The sequence below is a fragment of the Shewanella sp. NKUCC06_TVS genome (genome assembly GCF_019345515.1).
Lineage (GTDB): Bacteria > Pseudomonadota > Gammaproteobacteria > Enterobacterales > Shewanellaceae > Shewanella > Shewanella oncorhynchi.
The window spans coordinates 330,132-340,103 of the sequence record NZ_JAHKQX010000004.1 but is presented as its reverse complement, the minus strand read 5'-3'; the positions used below and the strand labels follow the sequence as shown (position 1 = coordinate 340,103).

Below are 9,972 nucleotides of genomic sequence, written 5' to 3'. Positions count from 1 at the left end.
AGCCGTTCGAGACTAGGACGTTGATAGGCATGGTGTGTAAGCGTTGTGAGGCGTTGAGCTAACATGTACTAATGACTCGAGAGGCTTAACCATACAACCCAGATGGGTTTTACTGAAAATGTTCCAGACATTTTCTAGCACTTCCTCCTTCCATGGAGGTCGTACGAAAAGCCTTAGACTGGATACAGATACTTGATAAAGTTAAAGACTCAACAGAAAATCAGCTTTCCGAATTATTATTAACGTGGTCCAGAGATGGACACGGTAATAAACAGAATTTGCTTGGTGACAATAGCCTTGTGGAACCACCTGATCCCATCCCGAACTCAGAAGTGAAACGCAAACGCGCCGATGGTAGTGTGGGGTCTCCCCATGTGAGAGTAGGTCATCGCCAAGCGCCTAATTTAAATAATCTTAATTGATTAGTATAGAATTGCTGATATGGCTCAGTCGGTAGAGCGCATCCTTGGTAAGGATGAGGTCCCCAGTTCGATTCTGGGTATCAGCACCATTACAATCTAGTGTTTAATCCTAGAATAAAGAATTTGCTTGGTGACAATAGCCTTGTGGAACCACCTGATCCCATCCCGAACTCAGAAGTGAAACGCAAACGCGCCGATGGTAGTGTGGGGTCTCCCCATGTGAGAGTAGGTCATCGCCAAGCGCCTAATTATCTCATTGAGATGTAACAAAGCCAGCTGAATAAGCTGGCTTTTTTGCGTCTGTAATCTGAACATTCTTTGCACTAATAGCAATGCTGCCGACTGTAAGTATTGCTATTAGCTTTGTTGGCGAGTCTTTTCTTCCCCTTAATACACAAGCTTTACTTCCAGATTCTTGCACTATTCATCGATAAAAAAAGCAGCCAGAAGGCTGCTTTGAGGTGGTGCTTTTGCATTACTTTCGCATTAGGTTGCTTAAGCTTCTTTAAGCCACTGGGCAGCACGTTTAGCGAAGTAAGTTAAAATACCGTCTGCGCCTGCGCGTTTAAAGCAGAGTAGGGATTCCATGACGATGGCTTTTTCTGCTAACCATCCATTTTGGATTGCAGCCATATGCATGGCGTATTCACCACTGACTTGATAGGCGAATGTTGGTACTGCAAGTTCAGTTTTAACGCGATGCACTATATCTAAATACGGCATACCTGGCTTAACCATCACCATATCGGCTCCTTCTTGGATATCGAGTGCGACTTCATGCAAAGCTTCGTCACTGTTCGCTGGATCCATTTGATAGCTATGCTTATTTCCACCTTTGAGGTTACCCGCTGACCCTACGGCATCACGGAATGGACCGTAGTAGTTTGAAGAGTATTTTGCCGAGTAAGCCATTATTTGGGTGTTGACGTGTCCTGCCGCTTCTAATGCTTGGCGAATCGCGCCAATACGGCCATCCATCATGTCCGATGGTGCAATGATGTCAGCTCCAGCATCGGCGTGTGACAGTGCTTGCTTCACTAAAATCTCGGTGGTGATATCGTTAAGGATATAACCCGTTTCGTCTATGATGCCGTCTTGACCGTGAGTGGTGAAAGGATCTAGTGCCACGTCAGTCATGATGCCTAGCTGTGGAAAGGCTTTTTTGAGCTCGCGCACTGCACGTTGCACTAGGGCATCTGCGTTATAGGCTTCTTCTGCCATTAATGTTTTTTTCTCTGCAGGCGTCACAGGGAAAAGTGCGATCAATGGGATACCTAACTCAACCAGTTCTTCAGCTTCTTTCAGTAGTAAGTCTATCGAGTAGCGCTCAACACCGGGCATAGAGGCTATTTTTTCACTGCGATTAGTGCCTTCTAGAATAAACATTGGGTAAATCAAGTCATTGACCGTTAGATGATTTTCGGCCATGAGGCGACGGCTAAAATCATGTTTACGCATGCGGCGCATTCTACGCTGAGGGAAGGCACTGGTAATGATATTCACATTTGACTCCTAATTAGGTACTGGTCTTGCTTGATCCGACAAATACAAGCTGACTTGATTACGTCCACCGTTTTTGGCTTGGTAGAGGGCTTTATCTGCTTGTTCTAGTAATTTAGTACTGTGTTGATCGTGGGTCACTATATCGGCACTGACTCCGATACTGATAGTCAAAGGTATCGCTTCACCTTCCCATTCAAAATGAATAGAGGCAACAGCGTCTCTTATTGTTTCAGCAACTTGGAGAGCACCTTCTGCAGTTGTATTAGGAAGGATGATAGCAAATTCCTCCCCCCCAAAACGTGACACTAGATCCGTTGGCCGTTTTAAATGCTGCTGTAATGTTTGAGCTATTGTACGTAATGCTTGATCGCCTGCAAGATGACCGAATCTGTCGTTGATCAGCTTGAAGCGATCTATATCAAGCATTAACAGTGCTATGGGAGTTTCTTGCCTGCGACTGATCCGGCTTTCAGCGATTAAACGTTTATCAAAGGCACTGCGGTTTTTGACCCCAGTTAAACTGTCGATAGTGCTTTGTTCAGTGAGTTTTTGGTTTACTTCATGCAATTCTCTGAGGGTGATTTCAAGCTCTAAGGTACGTTCTTGTACCATTTGTTCGAGTTTCTCATTGCTCTCGGCTTCCGCTTTTAGGGCTTCTTCCCGCGCACTACGAATTTTCTGTGCTTGTTTCAAGGCTTCTTGCTGGATACGTAGTTTAGCTTTGCGCTCATCGTTATAGCGGATGGCGAGCACCAGAGACATGAAGATAATTTCAAAAGTCAGCCCAAGCATCACAGGCGTTTGCGGTTTTAAATTGAGGTCAATCACGCTGAGATAAAGCAAGCTACTGATGCAGGCGCCTGTCAGCATACTCACCCAGCCAATAGTGTACATACGTGCCAGTTTATGGCCATTGATAGCCTGAGTAATGGCAAAGACCATCAGGACTAGGCTGAGTACTGCAACGGAAATGATCTCGATATAGAGCGCCGTTCCATATTGGATAAATGGTGTGGCGAGTCCCACACAGAGGATATACACAGCACTATAGCGACAAGTGAGTAACATACGGCGGTTTAAATATTTGAGCTGTAATATTTTTTCAGTAAACATTAACGCAAATGCCATAACGATTGGCAGTAAAAACGGCACCATAACTTGCTGCAATAGCGGCCAGTCTGGCCAGAGGAATCGGAAGGCAAAACCGTTAATCGTGGCAACGAGTAAGGTCATGCTAAGTACATAGCCAGAGTAATAGCTGTAGCTGAATGAGCCCGATGCTATGGCGATAAAAAGACTAAAAATGCCGATTGCGGCAAGTACACCAAGTTGGAATCCATGCTCAACGGCTGTAGATTCGGCAATTTGAGCTAAGTCATTAGAAGACCATAGGTTTAATGGTACTGCAGCACTACCTTCAGTTTGAATATGCAGATAGAAAGTATGGGAGTCATCTGTGTTGATCTTGAAAGGATATAGGAAAATATTGCTCAAGAATGGTCGATCCTCATAGGGGAATATATCACCCATCAGCACAGTATTCATGAGCTTATTATTGACTAAATGGTAGATAGTTACCTTGTCTAACAAAGGGTTATCTAGCGCTAAAATGCGCGAAAGTGTTTCGTCAGGGCTGGTTAAGCTGAAACTGAGCCAAAAATCATGGCCGCTGAGTTTTTGAATGTCTTTATTGGTAAAGTTATGCCAATCAGTTTTTGGCAAAGCTTGTATTTCGGCCAGTTCTTTTGCTGGTGTAGGGTGGCTGACCATTAGCCAAGGCGTAAGGTTTAAAGGTGTCGTGGTTGACTCGTCAATGCTCAATAGGGTTGCTAAGGCCTGTGTTGGGCATATCCATAGCCACAGCAAGAGCATGAGTGGCATGTTTTTGTTAAGCATGGACTCGATCCAAATTAAAAAACGCTAAGCTATTTTGGTAGCAACGTTTTGCAAACTCATCCGCATCTTCTCCGCGTAGGTTTGCAATATAATTTGCGATATAAGGAAGGTATTCGGGCTTGTTTTTGCTCGATTTAGGTTTGGGCCGCATACTACGGGGGAGTAGGTAAGGGCTATCTGTCTCGATTAAAATGCGATTCTGCGGAATAAAGGGAACGAGTTGCGCTAGTTCTTGGCCGCGTCTTTCATCGCAGACCCAACCTGTTATGCCTAAGTGTAAATCGAGGTCAATATAGGCTTCCATCTGTGCGTGAGTGCCAGTGAAACAATGCAAAAGCGCGCCACTAAGCTGTGGGCGATATTCCCGCAGGATAGCAATAAAGTCTTCGTGGGCATCGCGTTCGTGCATTAGCACTGGCATTTGCAGTTCAACGGCTAAGGCGAGTTGGGCAATAAAAGCTTGGCGCTGGATAGGTCTCGGGGAGAAATCACGATTGTAGTCTAAACCACATTCACCAACGGCAACCACTTGCGGTGCGTGACAGAGTTCAGCTTGTCGGGCGTTTGAGCCATCATGCCAACCACTGGCATGGTGGGGATGCACACCAGCAGTGCAGTAAAGTTGGTTAGGATATTGCTCGCATACAGCAATGGCTGCCGCGCTTTCAGTTAAATCGCTGCCAATAACAATTAACGGCGAAACCCCTTGGTCCGCCGCCGCTTGTATTATCGATACAGTATCTTGTTCGAGTGCGCTGCCAAGTAAATTGACAGCGATATCTATGTATGAGGGCATTATTTTAGGCGTTTTACCCGAACCTTGGCATTGCGATCATCGGTACCCATTAAAAAAGAACCTAAAGCGGCTTTTTCAATATAGACAGTTTCACCTTGCTTAACATTGTACTTACGGCCATCAGTTTGTTTCCATACCTGACCGTTAGTGAAAGTCACTTTAATAGCTCCGTAAGCATCTTCAGCTATAGATTGAATCTCTAAATAAATCTTATCGACAGTATTTTCTTGAGCACGCTTGGCTTCCATCCCAAAGTCATCGGCAATTTTTGCCGCTGGTGCTTGGGGGGCGGTTGCCACTATCGCAGCTGCAGTCGTAGGGGCTGCAACTGTTGCTACTGTAGCCGGTATCGCTTGAGTGTTAATGGTGTCAGGTGTCATGCCTTTTACGCTTTCTGCTAGCTTGTCATAGCAAATCAAGCGGTCGAGTTTATCGGCGGTTGCTGCACATTGGGTTAACTGCTGTTCAATGCTGGCATTTGCTTGGACAGATACAAGCATGATCGCTGCCGTGATAAGAGTTAAGCGCATGAGAATGTTCCTTATTATATTATTCCCCTAACGCCTTCGAGGACGTTAGTCGTTTGTTTGTTCAGTCTCTTCGTCTGACTCGTCATCTGGTTTGCTGTAGAAACGAGCCGCTAATAAACCGCCTTCGAACAATAACAGCATTGGTACAGCAAGCATAGTCTGGGAAATCACATCCGGTGGGGTTAATAGCATGCCGACGACAAAGGCGCCCACTATGATGTAAGGACGTTTTTGCTTGAGATCTTCAGGTGTAGTGACACCTGACCAGCAGAGTAAAACAACGGCAATGGGGATTTCAAAGGATAGACCGAAGGCAAAGAATAGCTTCAGAATGAAGTTAAGGTAACTGGTAATATCTGTCGCAACTTGAACTCCCTCTGGCGCATTGTTAGCAAAAAAACCAAAAACAACAGGGAATACAAGATAATAAGCAAATGCAATACCGAGATAAAACAATAAGGTACTGCTGAATAGCAGTGGCATCACTAAGCGTTTTTCATGTTTATATAAACCCGGTGCCACGAAGGACCAAATTTGAAATAACACGTAGGGCACTGCCACAAAAAATGATAAAACGAGGGTTAGTTTGAAAGGTGCAAAAAATGGTGCAGCGACATCCGTCGCAATCATGCTGCCACCAAGAGGTAAAGACTGCATTAAAGGTATTGCCATGTAGTGGTAGATATCATTTGCCCAGTACACACTACAAATGAACACTAATAACACACTGGCAATGGATTTTAGCAGCTTGGACCTAAGTTCAAGCAAATGGCTGATAAGTGGCTGCTGTTGCGACATGAATTATCCGTTGGCTTTCGGGTTAGAACTGGTATCCACGCCCTGAGATGGCTCACTTGGCGTAGCGGGAGAAGCCGATGTTTGACTCGCCTCTACAGTGGCTGTTGGATTAGTTTGGCTAGCTTGAACTGGATTCACTTGAGCAGGAGTGTGAATTTGATTCTCAGGCGCAGGGGTGTCTTTTGACGGATCCTGAACTTGATAAGGGCGATTCACTGACTGCGCCGCTTGCTTTAGTTGCTCAATAGACTCTTTGAGTTCAGGTGAGAGGTTAGATAAACCTTTGCTCTCGGCTTTTTTAAGATCGGCATGCAACTGCTCGATCTTCAGCTCCTGCTCAAGTTCTTCTTTTACCGAGTTCGCCATGCGTTTCATCGCACGGATCCAACTCGTTACCGAACGCACCGCAACCGGTAGACGTTCGGGGCCAAGAACCACTAGCCCCAAAACACCGATCAGCAGCAGCTCCATAAAGCCGATACCGTCAAACATAAAGAGTTACGCCTGTTCTTTGTTAGACTCAGGTTTCTTTTCAGTCGCCTGTTGAGTTGTTTGCGCTGTTTTAGCCGCTTCGGTGTCTTCTAATGCCTTCTTGTCTTCTTCTGAAGACATGGCGTTTTTGAAGCCTTTAACCGCACCACCTAAATCACCACCCAAAGAGCGTAATTTCTTAGTTCCAAACAACAAGACAACGATTAACGCAACGATAAGCAGTTGCCAAATACTAATACCACCCATGAAGGTATCCTCTTAATTGATATCGGTTCTATTATGAACCTCTGATTAATTAGTGCTAGCTAAAATTTGCGATTCTTTGGCCTAGATCGCCATCCTACAAACCACAATATCATGCCTGAAATTAGACAAACATAAGGGGTCCATAGTGTAGCGTCTCTATTAATCAATAACGTGCCACAGATCAATAAAACGGCAGAAGTGATAAGCAAGTAGTTACTCTTGTGTGCCTGCTGCTGGTATTTCAAATACTTATCTAGCATTTGTTGCTGAGAACTCAGCAATTTCCTGCCTAACTTAAGATTATCGTAAATTAGTTCAGGGAATTCAGGTAGTTTATCAGCCCAATATGGCAGTTTTGTGGATACCTTTTTAAACATAGCTTTAGGACCGACTTGGTCGGCCATCCACTGCTCTAAAAAGGGTTTGGCGGTTTGCCATAAATCCAACTGCGGATACAGCTGACGGCCTAAGCCTTCGATGTAGAGTAAGGTTTTTTCCAACAATACCAATTGCGGTTGCACCACGATATCGAAGTGGCGCGCAGTGCGGAATAATTCCAGTAACACATGACCAAAGGAAATTTCGTCGAGCGGCTTGTTGAACATAGGTTCACACACCACTTTGATGGCCTGTTCGAAAGCTTGTAGATCGGTTTTTTCCGATACCCAGCCAGACTCAATATAGAGCTGGGCAATTCTGTGATAATCGCGATTAAAGAAGGCGAGGAAATTTTCGGCGAGATAGCGCTTATCGACTTCGCTGAGTGTGCCCATGATGCCGCAGTCGAGCCCAATGTAGTATGGGTTCTCAGGATGATCGCGGGAAATAAAGATATTGCCCGGATGCATGTCGGCGTGGAAAAAGTTATCGCGGAATACTTGGGTAAAAAATAGTTCAACACCCCGCTCGGCCAATAACTTAAAGTTGGTACCTTGCGCTTTAAGGGCGGTAATATCCGAGACAGAAATACCGTAAATACGTTCCATCACCATCAGGCGTGGATAGCAAAACTCTTCATACACATAAGGCACATAGAGCGCATCTGAGTTGAGGAAGTTGTTGCGTAGCTTGACTGCGTTTAAGGCTTCGAGCTTAAGGTTTAACTCGCCTAAAATGGTCACGCGGTAATCTTCGATCACTTCAGCAGGGCGCAAGCGGTTACCTTCACCGAGGAGGTATTCAATCAGTTTGGCCGTTTGCGACATCAACTGCAGATCGGCTTGAATCTTGGCTTCTACATTCGGGCGTAGCACCTTAAGTACGACGTCTTTGCCGTTAGATTTGAGGGTCGCGGTATGCACCTGAGAAATAGAGGCTGAGGCCAGTGGCGTTTCATTAAAGTCATCGAATAGCGATTCAATCGGCGCTTTTAGCTCAGCTTCAATCGCTTGGCGGGCAAGTGCACCATCAAAGGGCGGCACCTTGTCCTGTAGCATGGCCAATTCACTGGCCCATTCATCGCTGAGTAAATCGCGGCGGGTTGAGAGCATTTGCCCAAGCTTGATATAAACGGGGCCGAGTTCCTGCATCGCCAGTTTTAAGCGTTCGCCACCGGGCTTATTTTTATGCTTATTGCGGATCCAGAATAGGCTGTTACGGGCGAGCTTGAAGTACCAAGGTGTCATCTTTGGCGGCAATACGTCATCTAACCCGTACTGAAGTAAGGTCTTGATGACGTGGTAACCGCGGCGGATACTGGCAAAGGTCATGGCTTAATTTGGTCTCTTAATTGGGCAATCCGTTGTTCAATCGCGCGAGTATCGGCAACTAAATCATCCATTTGATCGCGAAAGTGCATTAACTCAATTGGGTGCGGTGCGAGGCGATACTCTTCAACTGCGAGTTGCCCTAAGTGGGAGCGGGTTTTACGCAACACTTCGAGTGCAAAGTCTTTTGCCAGATGGCTAGAACAGATGAGTTTGTGAGTGGGACCATCACCTAAATAACGGGAAACTGGCTCGGCAAAGTCAAACTCGATACCGCGTAGATATTGGCTAAAGCTTTGTAATAAATTGAGATCGCCCTCAAGCTTGAGTTTATCTTGCTTGATTAGTTCAGTTAGGTTGGCGCCTTCGGACACGCGGTAAAGCGTCGTCGCATCGGCATGTAGACTGACATCAACATCGCCTTCATAGCGGCTCAGTACTTGGATCTCTTTGGCAAACACTAAATAGAATGGCCAGCTGAGCTGCGATAATTGGATACGAAACACTTTGCCATGCAACTGGCGCTGGCGCTGGCGCGAATAATCGTCGCCCGCTTGGGCCTGAAGTTTTTTCAGACCCGTTTCAATTGCGGCGCAGGCAAGCAGCACAACTTCTTGCGGCATCATTAGAATTTATAACCACGGTGCAATGCGACAATGCCGTCGGTCATGTTGGTGTAGTCGACTTGTTCAAAGCCTGCATCAACCATCATTTGTTTTAATGTGTCTTGATCTGGGTGCATGCGGATCGATTCAGCCAGATACTCGTAGCTGTCGGCATCTTTAGTGATGAGCTCGCCCATCTTAGGTAAGACTTTGAAGCTATATAAATCATACACTTTACGCATAATTTCATGCTGAGGCTTAGAGAACTCTAGCACTAATAACTTGCCACCAGGCTTAAGCACGCGATTCATTGAACGCAGCGCCGCATCTTTATCGGTCACGTTACGCAGACCAAAGGCGATGGTAATGATGTCGAAGTGGTTATCGGGAAACGGCAGTGCTTCGGCGTTGGCTTGCACATAACTGACATTGTTGACTATGCCCTTGTCGCGCAACTTAGTGCGCCCGACTTTTAACATGGAATCGTTAATGTCCGCTAAAACCACTTCACCTTTATCGCCCACTAAGTGAGAGAATTTTGCAGTTAAGTCGCCTGTGCCGCCGGCCAAATCGAGCACTTTCATGCCAGGGCGGGCGCCAGAGACTTCAATGGTGTAACGTTTCCAAAATCGGTGAATGCCGAAGGACATCACATCGTTCATTATGTCGTACTTAGCGGCAACAGAATGAAACACGCCGGCAACGAGTTCAGCCTTTTTATCGGCCTCTACGGTTTTGTAACCAAAGTGGGTACTTTTAGATTCGCCCTCAGACATCAATGTGTTCCTATTGTTTTGCAATGTATTAGTTGCGAGTGTAAGCCATCGCCTGCATTTGCTGAATCTTTGATCTATCACTCTGTGATCGAGCTAGTAAACTAACTGCAATGCCTTAGCTTGAGGCACTCCTGAACAGTCGTAGGATTAAGTGCTTAGCGACCACGTAAAATGGACTGGCATTAGACCACAATATCAGGAT

General features: G+C 45.8%; 10 protein-coding genes, 1 tRNA gene and 3 rRNA genes. 4 read left to right on the top strand and 10 right to left on the bottom strand.

The window, feature by feature from the left end; genetic code table 11:
• The 4 genes from KO531_RS06880 to rrf (KO531_RS06865) form a co-directional block, all read left to right on the top strand.
• A 23S ribosomal RNA gene (locus KO531_RS06880) occupies window positions 1-93 on the top strand; the annotation flags it as partial.
• Window positions 94-281: 188 nt separating this feature from the next.
• Window positions 282-397 (top strand): 5S ribosomal RNA (gene rrf / locus KO531_RS06875).
• A 38-nt stretch (window positions 398-435) separates the two neighbouring features.
• Window positions 436-511: transfer RNA gene (locus KO531_RS06870), tRNA-Thr, on the top strand.
• 37 nt (window positions 512-548) lie between these two features.
• A 5S ribosomal RNA gene (gene rrf / locus KO531_RS06865) occupies window positions 549-664 on the top strand.
• 253 nt (window positions 665-917) lie between these two features.
• Here the strand turns inward: rrf (KO531_RS06865) and hemB are convergent.
• The 10 genes from hemB to ubiE are packed head-to-tail and all read right to left on the bottom strand — an operon-like array spanning window position 918 to window position 9,770.
• Window positions 918-1,925 carry a porphobilinogen synthase gene (gene hemB, locus KO531_RS06860; protein WP_105251204.1) on the bottom strand — a complete coding sequence of 336 codons (1,008 nt, stop codon included), beginning with the start codon at window positions 1,923-1,925 and terminating at the stop codon, window positions 918-920.
• A 9-nt stretch (window positions 1,926-1,934) separates the two neighbouring features.
• Window positions 1,935-3,821 (bottom strand): diguanylate cyclase, encoded by a 1,887-nt coding sequence (locus KO531_RS06855; protein ID WP_219250717.1) that lies wholly within the window; start codon window positions 3,819-3,821, stop codon window positions 1,935-1,937.
• The gene (locus KO531_RS06850; protein ID WP_219250716.1) at window positions 3,814-4,617 is read right to left on the bottom strand and encodes a TatD family hydrolase; all 804 of its coding nucleotides are present in this window, start codon (window positions 4,615-4,617) and stop codon (window positions 3,814-3,816) included. Before KO531_RS06850 ends, KO531_RS06855 begins: the two co-directional genes overlap by 8 nt.
• Window positions 4,617-5,147, bottom strand: coding sequence for a hypothetical protein (locus tag KO531_RS06845; RefSeq protein WP_219250715.1), 531 nt, complete (start codon window positions 5,145-5,147; stop codon window positions 4,617-4,619). Before KO531_RS06845 ends, KO531_RS06850 begins: the two co-directional genes overlap by 1 nt.
• 45 nt (window positions 5,148-5,192) lie before the next feature.
• Window positions 5,193-5,945 (bottom strand): twin-arginine translocase subunit TatC, encoded by a 753-nt coding sequence (gene tatC, locus KO531_RS06840; protein ID WP_168825778.1) that lies wholly within the window; start codon window positions 5,943-5,945, stop codon window positions 5,193-5,195.
• 3 nt (window positions 5,946-5,948) lie between these two features.
• Window positions 5,949-6,437, bottom strand: a complete 489-nt coding sequence (tatB, locus tag KO531_RS06835; RefSeq protein ID WP_219250714.1) for a Sec-independent protein translocase protein TatB — start codon at window positions 6,435-6,437, stop codon at window positions 5,949-5,951.
• Between the two features lie 6 nt (window positions 6,438-6,443).
• On the bottom strand, window positions 6,444-6,683 hold the full coding sequence (tatA, locus tag KO531_RS06830) for a Sec-independent protein translocase subunit TatA (RefSeq protein WP_006083329.1): 240 nt from the start codon (window positions 6,681-6,683) through the stop codon (window positions 6,444-6,446).
• Window positions 6,684-6,742: 59 nt separating this feature from the next.
• Window positions 6,743-8,392, bottom strand: a complete 1,650-nt coding sequence (ubiB, locus tag KO531_RS06825) for a ubiquinone biosynthesis regulatory protein kinase UbiB (protein ID WP_219250713.1) — start codon at window positions 8,390-8,392, stop codon at window positions 6,743-6,745.
• Window positions 8,389-9,015, bottom strand: a complete 627-nt coding sequence (locus KO531_RS06820; RefSeq protein WP_219250712.1) for an SCP2 sterol-binding domain-containing protein — start codon at window positions 9,013-9,015, stop codon at window positions 8,389-8,391. The genes ubiB and KO531_RS06820 overlap by 4 nt, the downstream gene beginning before the upstream one ends.
• Window positions 9,015-9,770 (bottom strand): bifunctional demethylmenaquinone methyltransferase/2-methoxy-6-polyprenyl-1,4-benzoquinol methylase UbiE, encoded by a 756-nt coding sequence (ubiE, locus tag KO531_RS06815; RefSeq protein WP_006083326.1) that lies wholly within the window; start codon window positions 9,768-9,770, stop codon window positions 9,015-9,017. The genes KO531_RS06820 and ubiE overlap by 1 nt, the downstream gene beginning before the upstream one ends.
• Between the last annotated feature and the right edge of the window lie 202 nt (window positions 9,771-9,972).

Bases quoted from the DNA above. Each gene is read 5' to 3' on its own strand.
- tatC (WP_168825778.1), bottom strand. From the start codon at position 5,945: ATGTCGCAACAGCAGCCACTTATCAGCCATTTGCTTGAACTTAGGTCC.
- tatB (WP_219250714.1), bottom strand. From the start codon at position 6,437: ATGTTTGACGGTATCGGCTTTATGGAGCTGCTGCTGATCGGTGTTTTG.
- ubiE (WP_006083326.1), bottom strand. From the start codon at position 9,770: ATGTCTGAGGGCGAATCTAAAAGTACCCACTTTGGTTACAAAACCGTA.
- KO531_RS06820 (WP_219250712.1), bottom strand. From the start codon at position 9,015: ATGATGCCGCAAGAAGTTGTGCTGCTTGCCTGCGCCGCAATTGAAACG.
- KO531_RS06850 (WP_219250716.1), bottom strand. From the start codon at position 4,617: ATGCCCTCATACATAGATATCGCTGTCAATTTACTTGGCAGCGCACTC.
- ubiB (WP_219250713.1), bottom strand. From the start codon at position 8,392: ATGACCTTTGCCAGTATCCGCCGCGGTTACCACGTCATCAAGACCTTA.
- tatA (WP_006083329.1), bottom strand. From the start codon at position 6,683: ATGGGTGGTATTAGTATTTGGCAACTGCTTATCGTTGCGTTAATCGTT.
- KO531_RS06845 (WP_219250715.1), bottom strand. From the start codon at position 5,147: ATGCGCTTAACTCTTATCACGGCAGCGATCATGCTTGTATCTGTCCAA.
- KO531_RS06855 (WP_219250717.1), bottom strand. From the start codon at position 3,821: ATGCTTAACAAAAACATGCCACTCATGCTCTTGCTGTGGCTATGGATA.